Source organism: Nocardia carnea, assembly GCF_029868325.1.
GTDB classification, from domain to species: domain Bacteria; phylum Actinomycetota; class Actinomycetes; order Mycobacteriales; family Mycobacteriaceae; genus Nocardia; species Nocardia carnea_C.
In genome coordinates, this window is record NZ_JARWNW010000085.1 from 1 (window position 1) to 24009 (window position 24009).

At 66.8% G+C, this 24009-nt stretch carries 24 protein-coding genes; 13 read left to right on the plus strand and 11 right to left on the minus strand.

Annotated elements, in window-relative coordinates; translation table 11 throughout:
• Positions 1-155: 155 nt before the first annotated feature.
• The 3 genes from hsaC to hsaA are packed head-to-tail and all read right to left on the minus strand — an operon-like array spanning position 156 to position 3099.
• Positions 156-1055 (minus strand): iron-dependent extradiol dioxygenase HsaC, encoded by a 900-nt coding sequence (hsaC, locus tag QH196_RS04615; protein WP_280414488.1) that lies wholly within the window; start codon positions 1053-1055, stop codon positions 156-158.
• Positions 1056-1057: 2 nt separating this feature from the next.
• Positions 1058-1936, minus strand: coding sequence for a 4,5:9,10-diseco-3-hydroxy-5,9,17-trioxoandrosta-1(10),2-diene-4-oate hydrolase (gene hsaD / locus QH196_RS04620; protein ID WP_280414489.1), 879 nt, complete (start codon positions 1934-1936; stop codon positions 1058-1060).
• The gene (gene hsaA, locus QH196_RS04625) at positions 1936-3099 is read right to left on the minus strand and encodes a 3-hydroxy-9,10-secoandrosta-1,3,5(10)-triene-9,17-dione monooxygenase oxygenase subunit (protein WP_280414490.1); all 1164 of its coding nucleotides are present in this window, start codon (positions 3097-3099) and stop codon (positions 1936-1938) included. Before hsaA ends, hsaD begins: the two co-directional genes overlap by 1 nt.
• A 215-nt stretch (positions 3100-3314) precedes the next feature.
• Here hsaA and QH196_RS04630 point away from each other — a divergent pair, with 215 nt between their 5' ends.
• The 3 genes from QH196_RS04630 to QH196_RS04640 all read left to right on the plus strand — a co-directional run bounded on the left by QH196_RS04630 (position 3315) and on the right by QH196_RS04640 (position 6373).
• On the plus strand, positions 3315-4529 hold the full coding sequence (locus QH196_RS04630; RefSeq protein WP_280414491.1) for a Rieske 2Fe-2S domain-containing protein: 1215 nt from the start codon (positions 3315-3317) through the stop codon (positions 4527-4529).
• A 1-nt stretch (position 4530) separates the two neighbouring features.
• Positions 4531-4860, plus strand: coding sequence for a hypothetical protein (locus QH196_RS04635; RefSeq protein ID WP_280414492.1), 330 nt, complete (start codon positions 4531-4533; stop codon positions 4858-4860).
• Positions 4861-4951: 91 nt separating this feature from the next.
• Positions 4952-6373 (plus strand): hypothetical protein, encoded by a 1422-nt coding sequence (locus QH196_RS04640; protein WP_280414493.1) that lies wholly within the window; start codon positions 4952-4954, stop codon positions 6371-6373.
• A 205-nt stretch (positions 6374-6578) separates the two neighbouring features.
• Here the strand turns inward: QH196_RS04640 and rsgA are convergent, their stop codons facing one another.
• The gene (rsgA, locus tag QH196_RS04645; RefSeq protein WP_280414494.1) at positions 6579-7622 is read right to left on the minus strand and encodes a ribosome small subunit-dependent GTPase A; all 1044 of its coding nucleotides are present in this window, start codon (positions 7620-7622) and stop codon (positions 6579-6581) included.
• 272 nt (positions 7623-7894) lie between these two features.
• On the opposite strand from rsgA, the gene QH196_RS04650 reads away from it, so the two are divergent.
• Positions 7895-8149, plus strand: a complete 255-nt coding sequence (locus QH196_RS04650) for a type II toxin-antitoxin system Phd/YefM family antitoxin (RefSeq protein WP_280414495.1) — start codon at positions 7895-7897, stop codon at positions 8147-8149.
• Positions 8146-8520 carry a type II toxin-antitoxin system VapC family toxin gene (locus QH196_RS04655; protein WP_280414496.1) on the plus strand — a complete coding sequence of 125 codons (375 nt, stop codon included), beginning with the start codon at positions 8146-8148 and terminating at the stop codon, positions 8518-8520. Before QH196_RS04650 ends, QH196_RS04655 begins: the two co-directional genes overlap by 4 nt.
• A 155-nt stretch (positions 8521-8675) precedes the next feature.
• Here QH196_RS04655 and QH196_RS04660 read toward each other — a convergent pair whose 3' ends face one another.
• The 5 genes from QH196_RS04660 to QH196_RS04680 form a co-directional block, all read right to left on the minus strand.
• A complete protein-coding gene (locus tag QH196_RS04660) occupies positions 8676-9728 on the minus strand; it encodes an acyl-CoA dehydrogenase family protein (RefSeq protein ID WP_280414497.1) in 1053 nt (350 codons plus the stop codon).
• Between the two features lie 147 nt (positions 9729-9875).
• A complete protein-coding gene (locus QH196_RS04665) occupies positions 9876-10910 on the minus strand; it encodes an acyl-CoA dehydrogenase family protein (protein ID WP_280414498.1) in 1035 nt (344 codons plus the stop codon).
• A complete protein-coding gene (locus tag QH196_RS04670) occupies positions 10907-12046 on the minus strand; it encodes an acyl-CoA dehydrogenase family protein (protein ID WP_280414499.1) in 1140 nt (379 codons plus the stop codon). The genes QH196_RS04665 and QH196_RS04670 overlap by 4 nt, the downstream gene beginning before the upstream one ends.
• Entirely contained in the window at positions 12047-12958 is a 912-nt protein-coding gene (locus QH196_RS04675) for an enoyl-CoA hydratase (protein ID WP_280414500.1), read from the minus strand.
• A complete protein-coding gene (locus QH196_RS04680; protein WP_280414501.1) occupies positions 12958-14526 on the minus strand; it encodes a FadD3 family acyl-CoA ligase in 1569 nt (522 codons plus the stop codon). The genes QH196_RS04675 and QH196_RS04680 overlap by 1 nt, the downstream gene beginning before the upstream one ends.
• A 192-nt stretch (positions 14527-14718) precedes the next feature.
• On the opposite strand from QH196_RS04680, the gene QH196_RS04685 reads away from it, so the two are divergent.
• Complete coding sequence (locus QH196_RS04685; protein WP_280414550.1) at positions 14719-15879, plus strand: acyl-CoA dehydrogenase family protein; 1161 nt, start codon at positions 14719-14721, stop codon at positions 15877-15879.
• A complete protein-coding gene (locus tag QH196_RS04690; protein ID WP_280414502.1) occupies positions 15876-16673 on the plus strand; it encodes an SDR family oxidoreductase in 798 nt (265 codons plus the stop codon). The genes QH196_RS04685 and QH196_RS04690 overlap by 4 nt, the downstream gene beginning before the upstream one ends.
• A 124-nt stretch (positions 16674-16797) precedes the next feature.
• On the opposite strand, the gene QH196_RS04695 is transcribed toward QH196_RS04690, so the two are convergent.
• Positions 16798-17304, minus strand: a complete 507-nt coding sequence (locus QH196_RS04695; RefSeq protein ID WP_280414503.1) for a nitroreductase family deazaflavin-dependent oxidoreductase — start codon at positions 17302-17304, stop codon at positions 16798-16800.
• 209 nt (positions 17305-17513) lie between these two features.
• Here QH196_RS04695 and QH196_RS04700 point away from each other — a divergent pair, with 209 nt between their 5' ends.
• From QH196_RS04700 to QH196_RS04725, 6 genes are all read left to right on the plus strand, one after another.
• A complete protein-coding gene (locus tag QH196_RS04700) occupies positions 17514-18125 on the plus strand; it encodes a TetR/AcrR family transcriptional regulator (protein WP_280414504.1) in 612 nt (203 codons plus the stop codon).
• Positions 18126-18168: 43 nt separating this feature from the next.
• On the plus strand, positions 18169-19320 hold the full coding sequence (locus QH196_RS04705) for an acetyl-CoA C-acetyltransferase (protein WP_280414551.1): 1152 nt from the start codon (positions 18169-18171) through the stop codon (positions 19318-19320).
• Positions 19321-19504: 184 nt separating this feature from the next.
• A complete protein-coding gene (locus tag QH196_RS04710) occupies positions 19505-19975 on the plus strand; it encodes a MarR family winged helix-turn-helix transcriptional regulator (RefSeq protein WP_280414505.1) in 471 nt (156 codons plus the stop codon).
• Positions 19972-21213, plus strand: coding sequence for an MFS transporter (locus QH196_RS04715; protein WP_280414506.1), 1242 nt, complete (start codon positions 19972-19974; stop codon positions 21211-21213). The genes QH196_RS04710 and QH196_RS04715 overlap by 4 nt, the downstream gene beginning before the upstream one ends.
• A gap of 93 nt (positions 21214-21306) precedes the next feature.
• On the plus strand, positions 21307-22053 hold the full coding sequence (locus QH196_RS04720) for a DUF427 domain-containing protein (RefSeq protein ID WP_280414507.1): 747 nt from the start codon (positions 21307-21309) through the stop codon (positions 22051-22053).
• A 41-nt stretch (positions 22054-22094) separates the two neighbouring features.
• Positions 22095-23036 carry an esterase/lipase family protein gene (locus QH196_RS04725; RefSeq protein ID WP_280414508.1) on the plus strand — a complete coding sequence of 314 codons (942 nt, stop codon included), beginning with the start codon at positions 22095-22097 and terminating at the stop codon, positions 23034-23036.
• A gap of 75 nt (positions 23037-23111) precedes the next feature.
• Here QH196_RS04725 and QH196_RS04730 read toward each other — a convergent pair whose 3' ends face one another.
• Positions 23112-24002, minus strand: coding sequence for a hypothetical protein (locus QH196_RS04730; RefSeq protein WP_280414509.1), 891 nt, complete (start codon positions 24000-24002; stop codon positions 23112-23114).
• Positions 24003-24009 lie beyond the last annotated feature (7 nt).

The window sequence follows — 24009 nt, forward strand, 5'->3', positions numbered from 1 at the left end:
AGCTGGATCGCCCGCGAATCCACCGCGGTGAGCCTGTGGGGACACGACTTCTCCGTGGGATTCAAGTGATCTACGGGCCGGGGGGGGGGGGGGGGGGGGCGCCCCGGGGTGGGGGCGGGGGGGGGGGCCTCCCCCCCCCCGCCCCCGGCCGTAGATCACTTGAATCCCACGGAGAAGTCGTGTCCCCACAGGCTCACCGCGGTGGATTCGCGGGCGATCCAGCTGTGGTCGTCGACTTCCAGTCCTTCACAACCGAATTCGACGTCGAATCCGCCGGGGGTCTTCATATAGAACGACAGCATCTTGTCGTTGATATGCCGGCCCAGGGTCGCCGACATCTTCACCTTCTTGCGCTGCGCGCGATCCAGGCAGAGGCCGACGTCGTCGGAGTTCTCCACCTCGACCATGAGATGCACGATGCCGGTCGGGTTGGGCAGCGGCAGGAACGCCAGCGCGTGGTGGCGCGGGTTGCAGCCGTAGAACCGCAGCCACGCCGGGTCCCCGTCCTCCGGCCGACCCACCATCTGCGGTGGCAGCCGCATGGAATCCCGCAGCCGGAAGCCGAGGACGTCCTGGTAGAAAGCCTGCGCGGCGGCATCGTCGGTGCAGGTCAGGACGACGTGTCCGAGGCCCTGCTCCGCGGTGACGAACTTGTGGCCGTACGGGCTGACGAACCGGCGGCCGAGATACTGCGCACCGTAGAACGCCTCGAGGGTGTTGTCGGAGGGATCCTGGAACCGGATCATGCCCTCGACGCGACGCTCGTCCAGTTCTTCCTTGGTGCCCTCGGTGTAGGGGATGCCCTCCTTCTCGAGGGTCTCCCGGAGTCGCTGCAACGCCGGACCGTCGGTGACCTCCCAGCCGGAGACCAGCAGCCGGTCCTTGTCGCCGGGCACGATCACCAGGCGTGCGGCGAAATCGTCCATGCGCAGGTAGAGCGCATCGGGATTCGCTCCGGAGCCCTCCATCATGCCGAGTACTTTCAGCCCGTACTCGCGCCAAGCCGCCATATCGGTGGCTTCGATCCGCATATAGCCGAGTGCCTTGATACTCATTGTCACTTCTCCTTGACGCCGAGCAGGAAATCGGTGGCGAGCCGGTTGAATTCGGCAAATTTTTCGAGCTGGGCCCAATGTCCGCAGCCGCCGAATACGTGCAACTGGGCGCGCGGAACCGACTTCAACGCCACCAGCGCACCGTCGAGCGGGTTCACCCGATCCTCGCGACCCCAGATGAGCAGTGTCGGCTGACGCAGTTTGTAGGCGTCACGCCAGAGCATGCCCTTCTCGAAATCGGCACTGGCGAATGATTTGCCCATGGCGCGCATCGCCGCGATCGATTCCGGCTTCTTGGCCGATTCGAAGCGCTCGTCGATCAGTTCGTCGGTGACCAGCGACTGGTCGAAAACCATGATCCGCAGGAAGGCCTCGATATTTTCCCGCGTCGGCTCATAGGTGAACTTCGACAGCAGCCGCACACCCTCGGTCGGGTCGGGAGCGAACAGGTTGGTGCTCAGGCCGCCGGGGCCCATCAGGATCAGCTTCCCGGCCCGGTCGGGATAGTCGAGCGCGAACCGTACCGACGCCCCGCCGCCGAGCGAATTGCCGAGCAGGTGAACCCGATCGGTGATTTCCAGGGTGTCCAGCAGATCCTTCAGCGCCGACGCGCTGTGCACGAAGTACTGCGGATGCTCGGTGGGCTTGTCGGACTGCCCGTATCCGGGCTGGTCCACGGCGATCACATGGAAATCGCGGGCCAGCACCGGGATATTGCGGGAGAAGTTCGACCACGACGAAGCCCCCGGCCCGCCGCCGTGCAGCAGCACGATGGTGGGGCCGTTGCCGACCCCGGCCTCGTGATAATGCAGTTTCAGATCCGGCCGGACCTGCGCGAACTTCGAGGTGGACTCGTAGGTGAGTTCGGCGGTCGAGGTCATCACACCATCCCGTCCGAAACCGGCAGACCGAACTCGTGGGTGCCGTACATGAGGTAGGCGCGCTCCGGATCGTTGGAGGCGTGTACCCGGCCGGCATGCGCGTCACGCCAGAACCGCTGCAGCGGGGTGCCGTTGACAAGGGCGGTCGCGCCGGAGCTCTCGAACAGTTTATCGATCGAGGCGATGGCGCGGCCGGTCGCGCGGACCTGGTCGCGGCGGGCGCGGACCCGCAGGTCGAACGGGATTTCCTTACCTTCGAGCAGCAGCGCGTATTCGTCGGCGACATTGCCCGACAGCTGCCGCCACGCGGCGTCGATATCGCTGGACGCCTCGGCGATCCGCACCTTGGTGAACGGATCCTCCTTGGCCTTCTCGCCGGCGTAGGCGGCGCGCACACGCTTGCCCTGGTGCTCGACATGCGCCTCGTAGGCGCCGTAGGCCATACCGACGATCGGCGCGGAGATGGTGGTGGGGTGGATGGTGCCCCACGGCATTTTGTAGACCGGGTCGGTGTTGCGTTCCAGGCCCGGCGAGGCCAGATCGTTCATGGTCTTGTAGCTCAGGAACCGGTGCGTGGGCACGAAAACGTCCTTCACCACGAGGGTGTTGGATCCGGTGCCGCGCAGCCCGACCACGTTCCAGACATCGTCGATCTCGTATTCCGAGCGCGGGATCAGGAAGCTGCCGAAATCGACCGGTTTGCCGTTCTTGATCACCGGACCGCCGACGAAGGTCCAGTCGGCGTGACCCGAACCCGACGACCAGGCCCAGGATCCGCTGACCTGGTAGCCGCCGTCGACCACGGTGCCCGCACCCATCGGCGCGTAGGAGGAGGAGATCCGCACATCGGTGTCCTCGCCCCACACCTCTTCCTGGGCTTCCTGGCCGAAGAGGGCCAGATGCCAGTTGTGCACACCGATGATCCCGGCCACCCAGCCGGTGGAACCGCACGCGCTGGCGATCTTGCGGACCGTGTCGTAGAAGACGACCGGGTCTGCTGCCAGTCCGCCCCACTGCTTGGGCTGCAACAGCCGGAAGAATCCGGCTTCCTGCAGGTCCTTGATCGATTCGTCGGGAATCTGCCGAAGGTCTTCGGCTTCCTGTGCGCGGGCGCGCAGCGTGGGCAATAGCGCTTCGACCCGTTCGGTCACTTCTCGCGTCATCTCCGGCCCTGCTCCTGCCTGGTCGTTTTGCTAACCGGTAGTTATCTGCTCGGCGCAGAATTTACCTCTGAGACTAGAACAGGTTCTTGTTCATGTCGAGAACCGGTGTCCGTGTGCTGCCGAAATGGGACTTGTGCTGGCTGTGATGCGAATAGGCTGGCGTTCGAGGCGCCAGTTTTGTAACGTGTTCTAGTACAGCAGGAGGAGGAATCGCGATGGCAGTAACCCCGGCAAGCGGTGGTGCGAAGGTGCGGGAGCTCGACGTCGGTTCGACCCCCACCCGGTACGCGCGCGGATGGCATTGCCTGGGCCTGGCGCAGAATTTCCGGGACGGCAAACCGCATTCGGTGCAGGCGTTCGGCACCAAACTGGTGATCTGGGCCGACAGCGCCGGCGAATTGCACGTACTCGACGCGTTCTGCCGCCATATGGGCGGAGATCTGAGTATGGGCGAGGTGAAGGGCGACGATATCGCCTGCCCGTTCCACGACTGGCGGTGGGGCGCGAACGGCAAATGCACGTCCATTCCCTACGCCCGGCGGGTTCCGCCGCTGGCCCGGACACGGCGCTGGATCACCCTGGAACGTAACGGCCAGCTCTTCGTCTGGCACGACCACGAGGGCAACGAACCGCCGCCCGAGGTCACCATCCCCTATATCGAGGGCCCGTACACCGATGCGGACGGGAACCCGAAGGAGGAACTGGACAGCGGCTGGACGCAGTGGACCTGGAACTCGTTGCTGATCGAGGGCGCGAACTGCCGCGAGATCATCGACAACGTGGTGGATATGGCCCACTTCTTCTATATCCATTACGCCTTCCCCACCTACTTCAAGAACGTTTTCGAGGGGCATGTCGCCACTCAGTTCCTGGAGACCAAGGGGCGTCCCGATATCGGGATGGGCGCCAAGTACGCCGGTGATCAGCTCCTGAAATCGGAGGCCTCGTACTTCGGGCCGTCCTACATGATCAACCCGCTGGTCAATACCTACGGTGGCTACGAGATCACGGTCAACCTGATCAACTGCCACTACCCGGTGACGCAGGATTCGTTCATGCTGCAGTGGGGCCTGACCGTCGAGAAGCCGAAGGGCCTCGACGACGACACCGCGCAGAAGCTGGCGATGACCATGGCCGATTTCTTCGGCGACGGCTTCCTGCAGGATGTGGAGATCTGGAAGCACAAGTCCAAGGTCGAGAATCCGCTGCTCTGCGAGGAGGACGGGCCGGTCTACCAGCTGCGGCGCTGGTACGAGCAGTTCTACGTCGATGCCGCCGATGTGACCGAGAAGATGACCCAGCGCTTCGAGTTCGAGGTCGATACGACCAAGGCGAACGAGGCCTGGGAGGCCGAGGTCGAAGAGAATCTGCGGCGTAAGCGCGAAGAAGAGACGGCGGCGGACGCCGACCAAGCGGAGGCGGGAGTCTGACATGCCCAGCTGGGCGAAAGCACCCGACTTCGCCGACCAGCCCGCGCGGCGGGACGCGGTGCGGGCCCAGACGGTCGTGGACCGGGAACGGTACCTGGAGGAAGGCCTGACACCGTTGCGGTGTCAGGCCTGCCATAACGAGGTGCTGGTTCGTAAGAGCAGTTCCCGGCAGACCTCCGTGCAGTGGACCGGCGATCCGGCGTCCCAGTGCCCGGTCTTCGCCGAGATCAGCGCCAAAGGGCGCGGTCCGGGTCGCCCGGACACCTGTGAACGTTTGCAGAAAACCATCAAATGGGCCGTCGACGAGGGCGTACTGGACGTCCCGGAGTAACGGTCCGGCGGTGCTTGCACACTTCTGGCCGGGCGGGAACGAGATAGTTCGATTCCGCCCGAACTAGAACGGGTTTCATTAATATGCCGCCATGCGTATAGCCCGTTCCGCCGTGCGAGCGCTGCCGGTGCTCGCCGCCGCGCTCGCACTCACAGCGGTACCGTCGAGTGCCGCACCGAACTGGGGGCCACTGGGTCCGGCGAATCCACATCTCGGCCCGCTCGGCACCGCAACCATGCACGGCGATGCCGGTTCCTCGGACGTGACCCCACTCGCCGGACCGGGCACGGACTGGGTGGTGCCCGCCGGTGACCCGATGGCGGCCGCCTGCCCCACGATTCTGCAAGGGTCGGACGGGATGATCGTCGCGCTGTGCACGGCGATCGTCGATCGCGCGCCGACCGTCTACCTGTTCGATCCCGCGAAAGGGCCCATCGGTCCGGCGGCTGCGAAAATGAGCCTCACCAAGGGCAGCCTGCTGGGTGGCGTGTACGCCTATCTCGACAACGAGAACCGCTTGGTGGTCGTCGACGGGCAGCGCCGGCTGCTGCGGATTGCGCACAATCGCGACGCCTCGGGTAAATGGGGACTGACAGTAGCCGAGAACACCGACCTGACCGCGGCGATACCGGAGGGTGACGCGGTAACCGGTCTCGTACCGGACTGGTCCGGCAACGTCTGGTTCGCCACCGGCGGGGGACTGGTCGGCAAGGTCGGGCGTAACGGCGCGGTGACCACCCATCAGCTGCCGGCCGGCGAGCGAGTCGCCAACAGCATTTCGGCGTCACCGGACGGTGTGGCCGTCGCGACGACCCACGCACTGTACGAATTCGCGGCCGGCGGGGCCGCTGCGCCGAAGGTGAAGTGGCGCGCCGCCTACGATCGCGGTTCGGCGCGGAAACCGGGCCAGCTCAGCTGGGGCACCGGCTCGACACCCACCTACTTCGGGCCCGGCGACGGCACCGAGTACCTCACGATCGTCGACAACGCCGACGACCAGGTTCATCTGCTGGTCTACCGCGCCGGCACCGGCGAACTCGTCTGCAACCAGCCGGTACTCACCGAAGGCGGCCCCGGCAGCGAGAATTCCCCCATCGGTATCGGCCGCTCGGTGTTCGTGGCGAGCACCTACGGCTACCCGTACCCGACGGTTCCCGACGACGCCGGCCCCGCCGAACCCGCCATCGCGCCGTTCTCCGGCGGAATGACGCGCGTCGATATCGACGACCAGGGCTGCCACACCGTGTGGGAAAACGATGTCCGCAGCGCCGCGGTACCGAAACTGTCTGCCGCCGACGGCAATATCTACACCGTCCTGCGGCTCGGTCTCGGCCTGACCACCCCGCTGGACGGCTATGCCTACGGCGTCATCGACCCCGCCACCGGTGAAGTCACCGCCAAACAAGCGATGTCGGCCACGATCGTTGCCGACACCCTCCAGATGGCCGGACTGACAACAACGAACGGCGAACTCTGGCAGGGCACCATCACCGGCATCATGCGCATCCGCTGACCCGGCCTTTCCGGTGCAGCGCTCGTCGCGTGGTCGGTGCCCGGCTACGGGCCGCCGGTCTCCCGGGTGCTCGGCCCGAATCCGAGGTTGCTGTCGAGGAGTTGCTCGATCCGTCGGCGCCGTTGCGCGACGGGCACCAGAGCGGCGGTCACGCGAGATGCTCCGCGTGGCCGCCGCCCGATACGGCCGCCTCGGCGATCCAGGGTCAGCGGGTGCCGCGGTCCCGGTACATGCGGCGCTGCTGTTTGGTGATACTGCGCCAGGCCTGGTCGCGTTCGGCCTGCAGCCGTTTATCGGTGCGGGCCTGCAACCAGGCGTTTTCCCGGGCCAGTTTGCGGTAGCTGTGCAGGCGGCGCGGGGTGAGGATGCCGGAGTCGACGGCTCCACGGACCGCGCAGCCCGGCTCCTGGTCGTGTGCGCAATCGTCGAAGCGGCAATCGCGGGCCAGTTCCTCGATATCGCTGAAGGTCCGGCCGATACCTTCGGTGGCATCCCATACGCCGACACCCCGGAGGCCGGGGGTGTCGATGAGCGTTCCGCCGCCCGGCAGTGGGCGCAGTTCCCGGTGCACGGTGGTGTGCCGGCCCTTCTTGTCGGCGCCACGCACCTGGTTCGTGGCGAACACCTCCGCGCCCAGCAGGGCGTTGGCGAGGGTGGATTTCCCGGCGCCGGACGGCCCGAGCAGTGCGACGGTGCCGTCGAGTACGGCGGTGAGCACGTCGAGACCGGCTCCGGTTTCCGCGCTGGCGGCCAGCACCGTCGCACCCGGAGCTACCGCGCGGACCTCGTCGAGCGGCAACTCCTGTGCGGTATCGGCTTTGGTGAGGACGACGATCGGTTGGGCGCCACCCTCCCAGACCAGGGCGAGCATACGTTCGATTCGTCCCAGATCGACGTCGCCGTCGGCGGCCGTGCAGATCAGCACGGTATCGACGTTGGCGGCGAGGATCTGGCGCTCGGACCGGCCGGATGCCGACGAGCGGGCGATCACCGAACGTCGCGGTAGCAGCGCCCGGACATGAGAGCGGGCGTCGAGGACCACCCAGTCGCCGGTGCACAGGCCGCTGACCTCGGAATCAGCGCGTGGGCAGAGGGCACGGGCAGGACCGCCCGGGGTGACCACATCACATTCGCCGCGGTCCATTCGCACAATGCGGGCCGGGAGGAAACCGGTATCGAGATACGGCAGATATTCCTCGGCGACGCTCTCGGTCCAGCCATAGGGGATGAGCAGGTCGTAATCGACCATTGTGGGGAATTCCTTCGTCGGGCGCCGAACCCGACCGGGTTCAGCGAGGGAGGTTCGGGGTGGAGAACGCTGCGGCACAGACCGGCACGGTCCGCCGCGGCACGACAATCCGACCGACCGTCACGCTCTCCACCTCCCTCACGACTCGCTGTTGTCCCGACACGTTTCCACGGCGCGACCGCCCGCGCAACGGATTATTGCGCGACCGATCAGTTCGGCGCCGCTACCTGCACCCGAGAAGGTGGGCTAACATCTTAGCTAAGGAGGTGGGTATGGCCGCCAAAGCAGCAGAACAGTTCAATATCCACGAGGCGAAGACCAACCTGTCGCGCATCGTGGAACGCGTCGAACGGGGCGAGGAGATCGTGATCAGCCGGGCCGGTCATCCGGTGGCCAAAGTGGTGCCCCTGGTACGGCGGGTGAACCGCACTGCCCGGGGGTCGCTGCGCGGTGTCGACCTCGGGGCCGAGTGGGACTCCGACGAGACCAATGCGGCGATTGCGGACGATTTCGGCATGCCCCGATGACCTTGCTACTCGACACCCATGTCGTGCTGTGGTGGCTCACCGACGACCCGGCCTTGTCGGACGAACTGAAGGACCGGCTCGACCACGATCCGGACGTATTGGTCAGTGTCGTGTCCATATGGGAGGTTTCGATCAAGCAGGCCGCCGGAAAACTCGGCGGCCCACTCGATATACCCGAGCGTATTCGTGACAGCGGTCTGGTCACGCTCGAGATCAGCTCCGGCCATGCCATTGCGGCCGGCCGGCTTCCGCTGATCCACCGCGATCCCTTCGACCGCATGCTGGTGGCTCAGGCGAGCGTGGAAGGGCTGACGCTGGTCACCCGCGATCCGTGGTGCCACAAGTACGAGGTGCCGATTCTGGCTGTATGACGGCCGTACGACTCGGTCGAGCTCGCCGCCGCGGGGGACGGTGTCGAGGTCCCCTGCCGGCGGACATTCGGCGGCACCGAACTGGCAGAACAGAACCCTTAGCCGGAACGGTTGCCGGTGGCGCCGACGCACCACCGCGGATCCCGGTAGCTCCGTCAGCTGTGGACGGCCGGCCGTTTCGGAGTGCCGAAGAGTTGCGCATCGCCGTGGGCGCGTTTGAAGTACAGGTGGGCGTCGTGTTCCCAGGTGATGGCGATACCGCCGTGCAGCTGGATCGTTTCGGCCGCGATCGTGGAGAACGCTTCGGTGCACTGACGGCGGGCGACCCAGACATCCTCGGCCGCCGAGGGGCTTTCCTCCGCCAGGGCGATGGCGGCGGTCAGGGCGGTCGATTTGGCGGATTCGGTCAGGACATACATATCGGCCATCCGGTGCTTGAGCGCCTGGAAGCTGCCGATGACCCGGCCGAACTGCACCCGCGACTTGGTGTATTCCACCGTCGCCTCCAGGCAGTATTCGGCCGCGCCGACCTGTTCGGCGGCCAAAGCGGCCCATGCGATCCGGCGGAGCCGGTCGGCAATCGCGGCGGGGTCGGCGGTGCCGAGCCGGTGGGCCGCGGCGCCGGTGAAGGTGATCTCGGACAGCGCCCGGGACGGGTCCATGGCCGCCACCCGCCGGCGCTCGACCCCGGCAGCTGACGGGTCGACTTCGAACAGACCACTGTCCGTGAGCACGATCAGGGTGTCGGCGATGGTGCCGTCGAGGACGTAGTGCGCGGTGCCGTGCAGGGTTTCCCCGTCGGCCCGCACGCCGAACTCGTCCCAGCCCGCGGCACCGGCCCAGCAGACGGCGAGGGTGCGGCTGCCTTCGGCGATACCGGGCAGCAACCGCTCACAGGCTTCGCTGTCACCGGACAGCAGTACCGCCTGCGCACCCAGGACCGCCGACCCGAGCATCGGCACATCGGCGAGGGTGCGGCCGATTTCCCCGACGACCAGCAAGGATTCGGGCAGTCCGGCACCGAAGCCGCCGTACTCCTCGGGGATCGCCAGTGCCGCCACCCCGACCTGTTCGCACAGCTGCGCCCACAGTTGCGGGTCGTAGCCCAGGTCGGTGTCCATGGCCTGGCGAATACCCGCCCGCGCATCGCGTTTGGCCAGCAGTCCCCGGACTGCCGACACCAGCTCCTGCTGTTCCTCGCTGATCATCTCTTCTCCCGTAGGTGTGACGGACGGATGCCGAGGCGCCTACGTCCGGTTGTTGCCACTGTGTGCCGGGGTCGCATCGGACGAGCGCGCCGGATGCTCCGGCAGTGCACCCGGTGCGGCCCCGGCCGCCCCCGGGTGCGTGTGTTCTCAGGTGAGCGCGCCCGCCGGGTCCACCGCTCCGGTCGCGCGCAGTGCTTCGGCGACCCGGCCGCGATGCAGATCCGGGGTGCCCCACGCGGAGCGCAGGGCGGTGACCCGGGTGAGCCACAGCGACAGATCGTATTCGGCGGTGTAGCCGATTGCGCCGTGGACTTGCAGCGCGGCCCGCGCCGCCCGGTAGGCGGCATCGGCAGCGGCGACTGCCGCCGCGGAGATATCGCGGACCCGGTTCGGCCCACCGGTGGTGAGTGCGGCCCGGTACAGCAGCGGTTCGGCCAGATCGAGGCCGATGAACACATCGGCCAGTTTCTGTTTGACCGCCTGGAATTCACCGATCGGCCGGCCGAACTGTTTGCGCTGCTTGACGTACTCGGTCGAGGCGTCGAGCAGTGCCTTACCGGCGCCGAGCAGCTGCGCGGCATTGGCCAGCGCACCGAAATCGAATCCCGCGGCGATGGCCGCGCGGGCCTGCGGTCCTTCGGCGATGGTTTCGTCGGCTTCGACGACGAACAGCCGCCGCGCCGGATCCACCGACCGCACCTGTTCGCCCACTCGACCCGTCGACAGGCGATCGCCCTGGGCCAGGAGTACGAGGTCGGCGCGGTCCGCGTCCACGGCGACCGCGGTACCGGTGTCCCCGCCGAAGGCGATGGTGGCCGACAGGGTGCCTTCGGAAATCCCGGGCAGCCAGCGTTGCGCGGGCGCCGGGTCGGTCTCGGCCAGCGCCTGCAGCAGCGCCGGTACGGCCGCCGCGGTTTCCACCAGCGGGCCGGGCGCCGCTGCCCGCCCGATCTCGATGAAAGCGACCAGCTGGTCGAGCGGTTCGGCACCGAGGCCGCCGAAATCCTCGGCGATGGTCAGGCCCAGGGCGCCGGCGGCGGCGAGCTGTTCGATCAGGCCGCGGCCGGGTGCGGGATCCGCACCGCTCCACGCGCGCACCGCGGCGGGAGTCGAACCGGATTCGAAAAGTTTGCGGATACTGGCACCGAAGTCCAGATGCTCCGGGCTGAGCGCGAATTTCATCGGCTGCCTCCTCGTGGTAGGCCGAGGAGCCGCTCGGCGATGATGTTGCGTTGGATTTCGTTGGTACCGGCGTAGATCGGGCCGGACAGCGAGAACAGGTAGCCGTCGGTCCAGCGGCTCGCCTGTCCGGCACCGGCACCGAGCAGGTCGAGCGCGGTTTCGTGCATAGCGATATCGAGTTCGGACCAGAACACCTTGGTGATCGAGGATTCCGCCCCGAGTTTGCCGCCCTCGTTCAACCGGGTGACGGTGCCGAAGGTGTGCAAACGGTAGGCCTCACTGCCGATCCAGGCGTCCACCACCGAGTCGCGGGCCGCGGTACCGGTATCGCCGGATTCGGTCCACAGGTCGACCAGCCGCTGCGCGGTCGCGCTGAACCGGCCGGGGCTGCGCAGCGACAGGCCGCGTTCGTTGCTGGAGGTACTCATCGCGACCCGCCAGCCCTCGTTCGGGGCGCCGATCACATCGCTGTCGGGGACGAAGACATCGTCGAGGAAGATTTCCGCGAAGCCGGGCTCACCGTCGAGCTGGGGGATCGGCCGGACCGTCACGCCGTCGGCGGTGAGCGGGAACATCAGGTAGGTGAGCCCGCGATGCCGTTCGGCTTCGGGGTCGCTGCGGAACAGGCCGAACGCCCAGTCCGCGAACGCCGCCCGCGAACTCCAGGTCTTCTGCCCGCTCAGTACCCAGCCGCCGTCGGTGCGGCGCGCGGTGGAACGGATACCGGCGAGATCGCTACCGGCTTCCGGTTCCGACCAGGCCTGCGCCCAGATATCGTCGCCGCGCGCCATCCGCGGCATGATCCGCGCCAGCTGTTCCGGTGTGCCGTGCTCGAACAGGGTGGGGGCGAGCAGGAAGATACCGTTCTGGCTCACCCGGCCCGGCGCGGCCGCCGCGTAGTACTCCTGTTCGAACAGCACCCATTCCAGCAGCGATGCGTCGCGCCCGCCGTATTCGGGTGCCCAGGAGACCACGGACAAGCGGGCCTCGGCCAGCGTGTGCTCCCATTCGCGGTGTGCTTCGAATCCCGCCGCCGTGTCCATCGAGGGCAGCGGTTCGGCGGGAACATTGGCGGCCAGGAATTCGCGGACTTCCCGCTGGAATTCCCGGGTGCTTTCGTCGAGATCGAGATCCATTCAGGCTTTCCCGTCGTTCGTCTCCGCGGCGGTGGTCGCCTGCGCTTTCATAGATTTGGCGTTCAATCCGCCGAGGGAGTCGGTGCCGACCTCGGCGTTGTGGGCATGCGCGAAATGGTGCAGGCCGAAGACCGAATCCATTCCGGCCCGCATACCCATGAGGTCCTCGGACTGGTTGACCGCCTTCTTCGTCAACGCCAGTCCGAACTGCGGCATCGCCGAGATCTTCTCGGCCATTGCCATGGTTTCCGATTCCAGTTCGGCCCGGGGCACCACCCGGTTGACCATGCCCCATTCCTTGGCCTGCGCGGCGTCGAATCGATCACCGGTGTACAGGAATTCCTTGGCGGCGCGCGGTCCCATCACCCACGGGTGCGCGAAATATTCGACACCCGGAATGCCCATACGCACGACCGGATCGGAGAAGAACGCATCGTCGGAGGCGATGATCAGATCGCAGACCCAGGCCAGCATGAGGCCGCCCGCGATACAGGCGCCCTGCACCATGGCGATGGTCGGTTTGGGGATCTCCCGCCAGCGGCGGCACATCCCCAGGTACACCTCCATCTCCCGGGCGAAGCGCTGATCGCCGCCGGGGCGGTCCACATGGTCCCACCAGAGCGCGGCCTTGTTCTGGTACTTCACGTGATGGTCGCGACCCGGTGTGCCCAGATCGTGGCCGGCGCTGAAATGTTTCCCGTTCCCGGCCAGCACGATGACCTTGACCTCGGGATCTTCCACCGCACGCTCGAACGCGGCGTCGATCGCGTAGGTCATCACGGAGTTCTGCGCGTTGCGGTAGTCCGGCCGGTTCAAGGTGACCACCGCGACGGCGCCACGGCGCTCATAGGTCACCACATCGGGTTCGTAGGGAATGCTCCCGTTCCCGGTCGGGGATATGTTCTCCGACATTACGAATTCTCCTCACGTAACTGACGTTTGAGCACCTTGCCGCTGGCGTTGTAGGGCAGTTCGTCGCGGAATTCGACGAACCGCGGCACCTTGAAATTGGCCAGCACCTTGGTGGCGTAGGAGAACACCTGGTCCTCCGTGAGCGTCGCGCCCGGTGTGCGGACGATATAGGCCTTGCCCACCTCACCCATCCGGTGATCGGGCACCCCGATCACCGCGGAGGTGGCGACACCGTCGAGTTTGGCGAGGGCCTGCTCTATTTCGGCGGGATACACATTGAATCCGCCGCTGAGGTACATATCCTTGAGCCGGTCGGTGATCTTCAGGTATCCGCGTTCGTCGACCACGCCGATATCGCCGGTGTGCAGCCATCCGTCGGCGTCGATGGTGTTGGCGGTGGATTCCGGATCGTCGAGGTACCCGAGCATCACGTTGGGTCCGCGCAGCAGGATTTCCCCGGCGTCGCCCAGCTTCAGTTCGAATCCGGCGATGGGCCGGCCGCTGGTCCCGGAAATGGTTTCGGCATCGTCGTCGACCCGGCACATGGTGCCGAAACCGGACGATTCGGAGAGCCCGTAGGCGGTGAGAACCACATCGAAATCGAGTTCCGCGCGCATCCGCTCGACCAGCGCGACCGGTACCTGCGCCGCACCGGTGACCGCCACCCGCAAACCGCTCAGATCGAATTCGCCGCGGTCCGGGAAATCGAGAATGGTCTGGTAGATCGTGGGCGGGCCGGGCAGAACGGTGATCTTCTCCTGATCGATCAGGCGCATGGTGGTCGGCACATCGAAGACGATCTGCGGCACGATGGTGGCGCCGGTCAGCAGGCAGGTGATGATCCCGGCCTTGTAGCCGAAGCTGTGGAAGAACGGGTTGACGATCAGGTAGTTGTCGGCGCTGTTCAGGGTGGCGCATTCGGCCCATGCGCGGGCCGTCGACAGGGTCTGCCGGTGCGCGATCAGAACGCCCTTGCTGCGACCGGTGGTGCCGGAGGTGAACAGGATGTCGGACAGATTCTCGGCGCCGATCGATTCCCCGCGTTCGATCACCTGCTCCCGGCTCACCGCCGCGGCGGTTTCGGGCAGGTCGGACCAGTTCAGCGCGCCCTCGATCCGGTCCTGCGGACCTTCGACGGGCAGCACCACGACCGTGTCGATCTGCAGGTCGGGCGCGGCCGCGCGCAGTTCGGCGAGGCGATCGCGTTTCAGGAACGTGCCGGCGATGAACAGTGCCTTGGCGTCCACCCGGCGCAGCACGTCGACGACCTCGTCGGCCACGTAACGGGTATTGAGCGGAATCAGCGTCGCACCCGCGTAGTGCGCGCCGAGTGCGGCGACGACCCAGTGCCAGGTGTTGGGCGACCAGATCGCCACGCGGTCACCGACCTGGATTCCGCGGGCGAGCAGGGCGCGGGCCACGTCCTGGACCTCGGTGAGTAGTTGGGTCCAGTCGAGCCGGACGGGTCCGTCGGCCAGTGCGGGCGCCGAACCGAAGGTCTGGGCGGCGGCGTGCAGTGCCGCGGGGATGGTCTGTGCCACCGGCGGGGTTTGCGCAGGGGTTGTCACGGGTGTCCTCATGGTCGTGCGGCCGTGTGCGGTGCGCGCGGTCTCGAACGGAGTCTACAAAGCAAGTGCTTGGTAGGTTATCCTACCGGCGTGGGTGCTATCCAGACCTCAGAATCCGGTACCGGTCGCGACGGCGGGCGGCAAACGGCCGAATCGGCCGCTGCGCCGCGTGAAGCTGTCGAGCGAACCAGCGTGGCCGCGCTGAGCGACAGCGAGTTCGCCGCGCAGGTACGCGGCTGGCTCGACGAAAAACTCGACGGCGAATTCCGGGAGTTGCGCGGCCTCGGCGGACCCGGCCGCGAGCACGAGGCATTCGACGAACGCCTGGAATGGGACCGCGCCCTGGCCGCCGCGGGCTGGACCTGTCTCGGCTGGCCGGTCGAATACGGCGGCCGGGCGGCGAGCGTAGGTCAGCAGATCATCTTCCACGAGGAGTACGCCAAGGCGAACGCGCCGGCCCGCGTCTCACACGTGGGTGAGGAACTGCTCGGCCCGACGCTGCTGGCCTTCGGTACCGACGCCCAGCGCGACCGGTTCCTGCCGGGTATCCGCACCGTCACCGAACTGTGGTGCCAGGGCTACTCCGAACCCGGCGCCGGATCCGATCTGGCCGCGGTATCCACCTCGGCCCGCCTCGACGGTGATCACTGGTCGATCAACGGCCAGAAGATCTGGACCTCGCTGGCCCATGTGGCCGACTGGTGCTTCGCGGTCTGCCGCACCGAACCCGGCTCGAAACGCCACAAAGGGCTGTCCTACCTGCTGGTTCCGATGAACCAGCCGGGTATCGAGGTCCGGCCCATCGTGCAGCTCACCGGGACCTCCGAGTTCAACGAGGTGTTCTTCGACGACGCCCGCACCGAGGCAGATCTGGTGGTCGGCGACCCCGGCGACGGCTGGCGCGTCGCCATGGGCACACTCAATGTCGAACGCGGTATCTCCACCCTCGGGCAGCAGATCCGCTTCGCCCGCGAACTCGCGGCCATCGAGGAACTGGCCCGCGAATCGGGCGCCCTCGACGATCCGCTGCTCGCGGAACAGGTCGATCGCGCCTGGGTCGGCCTGCGTGTGCTGCGTGCGCACGCCATGCGCACGATGGCCGAAACCGCCGACGACGGGGGACAGGCCTCGGTCGGCAAACTGCTCTGGGCGAATTGGCATCGCGGTCTCGGCGAACTCGCCATGGCGGTGCGCGGCGCGGCCGGCCTGGTCGCCGCCGACGGTGATCTCGACGAATGGCAGCGGCTGTATCTGTTCACCCGCGCCGATACGATCTACGGAGGTTCGAACGAAGTGCAGCGCAACATCATTTCCGAGCGTGTGCTCGGCCTGCCCCGCGAGGCCCGGCAGTGAGCGGGCCGCTGTCGGTGGCGCCGGCGCAGACCCCCGGCCACGGACTGCTCACCGGCCGCCGCGCCGTGGTGACCGCGGCCGCCGGGACCGGAATCGGCTCCGCCACCGCCCGCCGGCTGCTCAGCGAGGGCGCGGACGTGGTGGTCTCCGACTGGCACGAACGGCGTCTGGAAGCAACCCGCGCGGAGCTGTCCGAGGAGTTCGCCGATCGCAAGGTGCACGCGATCGTCTGTGATGTGACCAGCACCACGCAGGTCGACGAACTCGTCCGGGGCGCCGCCGCGGCGCTGGGCGGGGTCGAGATCTTCGTCAACAATGCGGGCCTGGGCGGCGAGACGCCGGTGGCCGATATGACCGACGAGCAGTGGGACAAGGTCCTCGATATCACCCTCAACGGCACCTTTCGCTGCACCCGCGCCGCGCTCAACTACTTCCGGGACGCGAAGCACGGTGGGGTGATCGTCAACAACGCGAGTGTGCTGGGCTGGCGCGCACAGTACGGCCAGGCGCACTATGCCGCTGCGAAGGCCGGCGTGATGGCCCTGACCCGGTGCAGTGCGGTGGAGGCCGCCGAATTCGGGGTCCGGATCAATGCGGTGGCGCCGAGTATCGCCCGGCATGCGTTTCTCGACAAGGTCAGCTCCAGCGATCTGCTGGACAGCCTGTCCGAGCGCGAAGCCTTCGGCCGTGCGGCCGAACCGTGGGAGGTGGCCGCGACCATCGCCATGCTGGCCAGCGATTACACCACCTACCTGACCGGTGAGGTGGTCTCGGTCAGCAGCCAGCGCGCGTGACACGTGGGCCGGCCGGGACGTGTGCGTCACCGGCCGGCCTGACCGAGCCGATGGCCCTATGGCTTGTGCCCGCCGGCGCACGTGACCCTGGATCCGGCGCCGCACGGAGTTCGCAACCGGCTGTTCAGGCGCGGGTCAGCGCGAAGACCCGCAGGTCTCGGCTCGTCCGTTCGCGGTAGGCGGCATAAGCGCCGGTCAGTTCGACGAAACGTGGGAATATCTCTTCTTTCGCCGCGCCTTCGATGGGTGTGGCGGTAATCGGGATCTGTTCACCCGCGACGGCCACGGTCGCGGCCGGCTCGGCCAGCAGGTTGCCGGTCCAGGCCGGATGGTGGGCTTGCCCGAAATTGCTGCCGACGACGTACAGCGTGTCACCGTCGTGGACGTAGAGCAGCGGCTGGGTCCGGGGTAACCGCGATTTGCGGCCCGTCGTGGTGAGCAGCAGTACCGGGGCCCCGACCGGGCCCAGTACCGTGTACTTCGCGCCGGTGCGTTCCAGCACCCGGCGATCCAGCGGCGTGAGCTTGCGAATCACCCAGGAACCGGCGGTCGTGGCGGCGAACCTGCCTGCCACCCGGGACAGGGCGCTGTCCGGTGATCCCCACTGCCACTGCGGAAACGGCTGTGTCATGGGTGGAATGTACCCGGCGCCGTATCGATGGAACCGGTTCGCGGATTTGTGCGTCCAATCAGATCGGAAAACAGTGCGGCAGTGCTGTTCCGTGCTGCGGGCCCGGTGGGTCCGGCTCCGATATGTGAGGGGGGAGCCGGAAACGCCGGGCCCGATTCGTTTGTCCACTACCATGGACCCAAGCAAATGCTTGGTTGTATTATGGCCGGGTGACCGCACCCGACCCCACCAAATCGGCCCGGCGAACCGAACTCCTCGACTTGGCGGCCGACCTGTTCGCCGAACGGGGCGTGCGCGCGACCACGGTGCGAGATATCGCCGACGCCGCCGGGATCCTCTCCGGCAGCCTCTATCATCATTTCTCCTCGAAAGAGGGGATGGTAGACGAGATCCTGCGCGGATTTCTCGACGAACTGTTCGGCCGCTACCGCGAAATCGCCGAGGCGGGCCTGAGCTGCCGCGCCACCCTGGAAGCGCTGGTGCTGGCCTCCTACGAGGCGATCGATCGCTCGCATGCCGCGGTCGCCATCTACCAGTCCGAGGCCAAACGGCTGCAGACCTCCGAACGCTTCGCCTATATCGACGAATACAACCGCGAATTCCGGGAACTGTGGCGGCGCGTGCTCACCAGCGGTGTCGCCGACGGCAGTTTCCGTCCCGAACTCGACGTCGATCTGGCCTACCGCTTCCTGCGCGACACCGTCTGGGTGGCGGTCCGCTGGTACCAGCCGGGCGGCGGATCGGTCACTGTCGAAACCCTCGCCAAGCAGTACCTCACCATTGTGCTCGACGGGCTCACCGTGCCGGGCCATACCGATTAGGAGAAAACCTATGGCTACAGCTGCCCGCCGCCCCTACACGCCGCTGCGCGAGGCCTATGTGGTCGACGCGGTGCGCACCCCGGTCGGTAAGCGCGGTGGCGCGCTGGCCGAGGTCCATCCCGCCGATCTCGGGGCGGCCGCGCTGCAGGGCCTGTTGTCGCGTAACCCGCTCGACCCGGCGAATGTCGACGATGTGATCGTCGGCTGCGTCGACAATGTCGGGCCGCAGGCCGGCAATATCGGCCGGACCATGTGGCTGGCCGCCGGCTACCCCGAGGAAGTGCCCGGTGTGACGGTGGACCGGCAGTGCGGGTCCAGTCAGCAGGCGATCAACTTCGGTGCGCAGGCGATCATGAGCGGTACCGCCGAGGTGATCGTGGCCGGCGGTGTGCAGAACATGAGCGCCATCCCGATTTCCGCGGCCATGCTCGCCGGTAAGGAATACGGTTTCGATTCCCCGTTCGTCGGCGCGAAGGGCTGGGACCACCGGTACGGCACGGGTGAGGTGTCCCAGTTCCGCGGCGCGCAGATGATCGCCGAGAAGTGGGGGATCAGCCGCGAGGATATGGAGCGGTGGGCGCTGCGTAGCCATGAGCGGGCCCGCGCCGCGATCAAGGCCGGCCGGTTCGACAAGGAAATCGTGCCGGTGGGCGATTTCTGGATCGACCAGGGCCCGCGCGAAACCAGCCTGGAGAAGATGGCGTCGCTACCGGCCCTGGAGGAGGGCAGCCCGCTGACGGCGGCGGTGGCCTCGCAGATCTCCGACGGCGCGAGCGCAACCCTGCTGGCCTCGGAATGGGCGGTCGAGGAATACGGCCTGACGCCGCGCGCCCGCATCATCCACGTCAGCGCCCGCGGCGCCGACCCGCTCTACATGCTCACCGCGCCCATTCCGGCGACCAAGTTCGCGCTGGAAAAGACCGGCCTGACCATCGACGATATCGACGCGATCGAGATCAACGAGGCTTTCGCTCCCGTGGTGCTGGCCTGGTTGAAGGAGACCGGCGCCGATCCGGAAAAGGTGAACGTCAACGGTGGCGCCATCGCGCTCGGCCACCCGCTCGGCGCGACCGGGGCCAAGCTGTTCGCGACCCTGCTCAACGAACTGGAGCGGATCAACGGCCGCTACGGCCTGCTCACCATCTGCGAAGGTGGCGGCACTGCCAACGCGACCATCATCGAACGTATCGCCTGACAATTCCCGGTTCGGGCGATGATCACCGCCCGTCGACTGTGGCTTCTCTCGGCCCCCGGGCTACTGGCTCTTTGCCGGTGGCCCGGGGGCTTTGCGTTTCGCGGAAATCGCGCACCCTGCTTGTGGCGGGGCTCGCAGCGGCCGGGGCTGGAAATAGATAGTTAGCCTATGTAACAATATTGGAGTGCAGCCGTACCCGGGGTCCGAGAAGGACGACAGCGTCGTCGACCTGATCGTCACCGCGGGACGGCTCACGCGATCGGTCGGCGAGATCAGCGCCGACGATCTACCCCGCGCCACAGTGCGCGCCCTGGCGGTACTCGACCATCACGGTGCGCTGCGGGTCGGCGATTTCGCCCGGATCGATCGCTCGTCACAACCCAGCGCGACCGCGTTGATCGGCCGGCTGGTGTCGCAGGGCTATGCCTCGCGGCGCCGCGACCCCGGCGATTCCCGCGGCGTACTCGTAGAACTGACCCCCGCCGGGCGCGCCCGGCTCACCGCCTTCCGGTCGGCCATGCGTAACGCACTGAGCCATCGGCTCGCCGGATTCGACCCCGAACGATTGCTCCGCATGGCGGACGATCTGCACGACCTGCTGGCGGCGATCGAGACCACAGCCGAACAGGATTCGCTACCGAGGACACCTTTATGAGCACAACGACCAGTGCGGCCACCGCACCGTCCGATTCCATGTCGAAACAGCCGAAAGCGGTCTGGGCCGTCGCCTTCGCCAGCGTTATCGCGTTCATGGGCATCGGCCTGGTCGATCCGATTCTCAAACCCATCGGCGAGCAGCTCAACGCCTCCCCATCGCAGGTATCGCTGCTGTTCACCAGCTATATGTTGGTCACCGGCGTCGCGATGCTCATCACCGGCGTGATCTCCAGCCGCTTCGGTGCGAAGAAAACCCTGCTGGCCGGCCTGGCCCTGATCATCGTCTTCGCTGCCGCGGCCGGACTGTCGAATACGGTCGGGCAGATCGTCGGCTTCCGGGCCGGCTGGGGGCTGGGCAACGCCCTGTTCATCGCCACCGCGCTCGCCACCATCGTCGGCTCCGCCACCGGTGGGGTCGCGCGGGCCATCATCCTGTACGAGGCCGCACTCGGAATCGGTATCGCCACCGGACCGCTGGTGGGTGGCCTGCTGGGCGGGATCAGCTGGCGTGGGCCCTTCTTCGGGGTCTCGGTGCTGATGGCGATCGCACTGGTCGCCATTGTCGTGCTGCTGCCCGAAGGACCGAAGGCCGCGAAACCCACCTCGCTGGCCGCGCCCTTCAAAGCCCTGCGCCATCGTGGGCTGCTGGTCGTGAGCATCACCGCACTGCTGTACAACTTCGGTTTCTTCACCCTGCTCGCCTACACCCCGTTCCCGCTGGATATGGGCACCTACGCCATCGGCTTCATTTTCTGCGGCTGGGGCATCCTGCTCGCGATCTCCTCGGTGTTCATCGCCCCCAAACTGCAGGCCCGGTTCGGCACCCTGCCGATGATCGCGCTCGCCGTCGGCCTGTTCGCCGCCGACCTGGCCGTGATGGCACTGTTCGCCGAGCACAAGCCGGTGCTGATCGTCGGTGTGGTGATCGCGGGACTGTTCCTGGGTGTGAACAACACGCTGATCACCGAGGCCGTCATGATCTCGGCGCCGGTGGAACGTTCCACCGCGTCCGCGGCCTACAGTTTCGTCCGGTTCGCCGGCGGCGCCGCCGCGCCGTGGCTGGCCGGCAAACTCGGCGAAACCAGCATCTCCCTGCCGTTCTGGGTCGGCGCCGCCTGTACCGCTGTGGGCGTGGTGGTCCTGCTGGCCGGCCGGAAAGCCCTCGCCCATATCGACGACCACGACCCCGCCCCGCACAGCGTGGAGGAAGCGCAGGCGGTGACGGTCGGAGACTGACCTCCACAAGAGGTCCGGCGCAGGCCCCGCCCATCGGCGGGGCCTGCCTTTTTGTGCCCTGGCCACGCTGTGCGCGGCGTAGGCTCGAGAGGTATGACCGAGGCGCAGCGGGACGAGATCCGGGTCGAGACGATCCAGAAGCGGGTGCGGGTCTACTTCGGCGGGCAGCTCGTGGCCGATACCGTGCGGCCCGCCCTGGTGTGGGAGATCCCCTACTATCCGGCCTACTACATCCCGGTGGCCGACCTGCGCGCGAAACTGGAACCGGACGGCACCACCCACCCCTCGCGGCGTCGCGGGGAGGGAGTCGGGTACGACGTCGTGGTCGACGGTGCGGTCGCGGCCGGCGCAGCGCGGATCTATCCCGGCTCACCCCGGCTGAGCGAGCTGGTACGGCTGGAATGGAACGCGATGGACGAATGGTTCGAGGAGGACGAACCGATCTACGTCCACCCCCGCGACCCGTACTCGCGCGTCGATATCCTCGCCAGTTCCCGGCACGTGCGAGTGGAGATCGACGGGGCCACCGTGGCGGATTCACGAACGCCGCGCATCCTCTTCGAAACCGGCCTGCCGGCCCGGTACTACCTCCCGCTCACGGATATCCGAATGGACCTGCTGCGGCCCTCGGATACCCACACCAGCTGCCCGTACAAGGGCAATGCCGACTACTGGAACATCGAGGTCGGCGGCACGGAGTATCCGGATCTGCTTTGGATCTACCGCACACCCACCCCGGAGAGCCAGAAGATTGCCGGCTTGGCCTGCTTCTACAACGAGAAGGTGGATCTGTACATCGACGACGAGCTCCAGGAACGTCCGGAGACCCCGTTCGGCTGAAATCGCCCCTGCGTCCACCGAGCATTTGCTAGCTTCCGGACATGAGGAAGCTGCTGGCCGTCTTCGGTGCGGTGGTGACGGGGCTGGCGGTGCTCGCCGGAGCCGGAACAGCCACTGCCGAAGAACTTCCCGTCGATTTCAATTTCTTTGCCGGTATAGGACCGGAGCTCCTGAACCCAGGCGGTTCACTGCCCGGGTCCAACGACTACGGATGCATACCGACCCCCGAGCACCCCGAGCCTGTGGTGCTGGTTCACGGCACCGGAGGTTCGCAACAGACCAACTGGGGCGCCTACGTTCCGTTGCTGAAAAACGCGGGGTACTGCGTGTTCTCGCTCACCTACGGTGCTCCGCCCGGACTGCCGTGGCCGGCGACAGCAGTCGGAGGAATGGGCGAAATAACCGAGAGTGCCCGCCAGTTGGGTGTATTCGTCGACGGTGTTCTCGCCGCGACGGGTGCGACTCAGGTGAACATCGTGGGCCATTCGCAGGGAACGGTGATGCCTGCCTACTACGCGAAGTACCTCGGCGGCCGGGACAAAATCGACAAATACGTCTCGCTGGCTCCCGCGTGGAACGGCACCACCGTGGCCGGCGCGGACATCATATTGCACACCGCCCGGCGGCTCGGGATACAACCGGAACACTTCCCGATCTGTCACGCGTGCGCCGAATTGGACCCCGGTTCGCCGTTCATGCACGCGGTCCGGGCGGGCGGGCACTACCTGCCCGAGATCGAATACACCAATATCGCCACGCAATACGACGAACTCGTCGTTCCGTACACTTCGGGTCTGCCACCGGGCGGTAGCAACGTCCACAACATCGTGGTCCAGGAAGGATGCCCGGTCGACTACACGGATCACGCGGGGCTGGCCGGGTCGCGCCGAGGGGCCTATTTCGTCCTCAACGCCCTCGACCCCGAACATCCGCAACCCGTACCCTGCGACCGCGCCGCCCCCTTCTCGGGTGCGTCTTTCTGATCGCCGGGCCGTGAACATGCAGACCGAACCGTGTGCGTCGCCAGTGCACCAGAGGGATCTCAGAAAGCCGTTATGTCAGTCGAGCAGTTCGTCGGCCCGGTTGATTTCCAGGGCTCGCCGCAGCCATTTCTGCAGTTGGTCGAGGTCATCGCAGGAGGTGATCGTTTCCCGCACCTGGTCGGGTACTTCGATTCCGCGGGCGTCGAGCACGGTCAGGATCGATTCGGCTTCGCCCTGCGCTCGCCCTTCGGCTTCGCCCTGGGCTCGCCCTTCGGCGACGTACTTGCGGGCGAAGTCGCTCGTGAAGTTGTAGTCACGCAGACCGGTGGACATAAAAGCCTCCCAAGCAGGACGAACAGCACGCGGCATCATCGTCAGGATGAAATCATGGTATCGCAGGGCGGGGTCTTCCCCGAGAGTTCGAAAACCCGCGGCCAATGCCCGCCAGATCTGAGCGTGGTCGGGGTGCTGCGGGTGGGCTACCGCGGACAGCACCGCCAGCTCCGGCAATTCGGTCGCCATGTCCGGATCAGTGACCACCGGAACCGAGGAAGGGGCCAGGACCAACGGCCGCAATGTGGTGGATGGGCTGCCGTACCCGAATGTCAACGGCTGGCCCGCCCATTTCGCCGTGCCATTGTCCGGGCAGACGATCAACAGCAACGCCGGACACTTCATCCGCGCCCGCAGCGACGCCGTGTACACCGGCCAGGACCACAGTTTGTCCGGGTCGCGGCGTAACTGAATCTCCACGACGACTGCCAGCACCGTTGCGCCGCCACGCTCGAACGCAACCACCGCGTCGGCGTAGTACTCGGTGGGCGCCACAACCGCGGCTCTCTCCGATCGGGTCTTCACAGTGTCGTAGTCGGGTAGCTCGCAGCCGAGCGCGGAAAGGAGCGGAGCGACCAAACCCGGTCTCTCCGTGAACATGTCGATCACCACTTCATGCGGGGTCGAAGGCATGGCAGGC

Coding starts and splice junctions, on each gene's coding strand:
- hsaC (WP_280414488.1), bottom strand. CDS start 1,055: ATGAGTATCAAGGCACTCGGCTATATGCGGATCGAAGCCACCGATATG.
- hsaD (WP_280414489.1), bottom strand. CDS start 1,936: ATGACCTCGACCGCCGAACTCACCTACGAGTCCACCTCGAAGTTCGCG.
- hsaA (WP_280414490.1), bottom strand. CDS start 3,099: ATGACGCGAGAAGTGACCGAACGGGTCGAAGCGCTATTGCCCACGCTG.
- QH196_RS04630 (WP_280414491.1), top strand. CDS start 3,315: ATGGCAGTAACCCCGGCAAGCGGTGGTGCGAAGGTGCGGGAGCTCGAC.
- QH196_RS04635 (WP_280414492.1), top strand. CDS start 4,531: ATGCCCAGCTGGGCGAAAGCACCCGACTTCGCCGACCAGCCCGCGCGG.
- QH196_RS04640 (WP_280414493.1), top strand. CDS start 4,952: ATGCGTATAGCCCGTTCCGCCGTGCGAGCGCTGCCGGTGCTCGCCGCC.
- rsgA (WP_280414494.1), bottom strand. CDS start 7,622: ATGGTCGATTACGACCTGCTCATCCCCTATGGCTGGACCGAGAGCGTC.
- QH196_RS04650 (WP_280414495.1), top strand. CDS start 7,895: ATGGCCGCCAAAGCAGCAGAACAGTTCAATATCCACGAGGCGAAGACC.
- QH196_RS04655 (WP_280414496.1), top strand. CDS start 8,146: ATGACCTTGCTACTCGACACCCATGTCGTGCTGTGGTGGCTCACCGAC.
- QH196_RS04660 (WP_280414497.1), bottom strand. CDS start 9,728: ATGATCAGCGAGGAACAGCAGGAGCTGGTGTCGGCAGTCCGGGGACTG.
- QH196_RS04665 (WP_280414498.1), bottom strand. CDS start 10,910: ATGAAATTCGCGCTCAGCCCGGAGCATCTGGACTTCGGTGCCAGTATC.
- QH196_RS04670 (WP_280414499.1), bottom strand. CDS start 12,046: ATGGATCTCGATCTCGACGAAAGCACCCGGGAATTCCAGCGGGAAGTC.
- QH196_RS04675 (WP_280414500.1), bottom strand. CDS start 12,958: ATGTCGGAGAACATATCCCCGACCGGGAACGGGAGCATTCCCTACGAA.
- QH196_RS04695 (WP_280414503.1), bottom strand. CDS start 17,304: ATGACACAGCCGTTTCCGCAGTGGCAGTGGGGATCACCGGACAGCGCC.
- QH196_RS04715 (WP_280414506.1), top strand. CDS start 19,972: ATGAGCACAACGACCAGTGCGGCCACCGCACCGTCCGATTCCATGTCG.
- QH196_RS04720 (WP_280414507.1), top strand. CDS start 21,307: ATGACCGAGGCGCAGCGGGACGAGATCCGGGTCGAGACGATCCAGAAG.
- QH196_RS04725 (WP_280414508.1), top strand. CDS start 22,095: ATGAGGAAGCTGCTGGCCGTCTTCGGTGCGGTGGTGACGGGGCTGGCG.
- QH196_RS04730 (WP_280414509.1), bottom strand. CDS start 24,002: ATGCCTTCGACCCCGCATGAAGTGGTGATCGACATGTTCACGGAGAGA.